Origin of the sequence: Lyngbya sp. CCY1209, from assembly GCF_035615495.1 — a bacterium.
GTDB lineage: Bacteria > Cyanobacteriota > Cyanobacteriia > Cyanobacteriales > Microcoleaceae > Limnospira.
Genome location: NZ_JAJENU010000062.1, coordinates 1 through 281, shown reverse-complemented (window position 1 = coordinate 281; position 281 = coordinate 1). Strand labels below are relative to the sequence as shown.

1 protein-coding gene is annotated in these 281 nt (G+C 47.0%); it reads left to right on the top strand.

Annotated features, from left to right (window positions below; all coding sequences use genetic code 11):
* Nucleotides 1-281 (top strand): reverse transcriptase N-terminal domain-containing protein (locus LKE08_RS00320; RefSeq protein ID WP_324702200.1); only part of this gene is annotated, 281 nt, incomplete at both ends.

The following is a 281-nucleotide window of genomic DNA, read 5'->3' as shown; positions in this document are numbered from 1 at the left end:
TTCAAGTTGCAAAAACGTATCTATCAAGCGGCTCAATCGGGACAGGACGCAAAAGCTAGAAGGTTGCAAAGACTCCTGTTGAAGTCATACTACGCAAGGCTCTTAGCGGTAAGGCGTGTAACTCAAGATAACCAAGGCAAGAAAACAGCCGGAGTGGATGGAGTGATAGCGATATCCCCGAAACAAAGGTTTGAACTTACCGAGGAAATCAAAGGAAACTTCAAAGCCAAACCGTTACGGAGAGTGTGGATACCAAAACCCGGACGGGATGAAAAACGCCC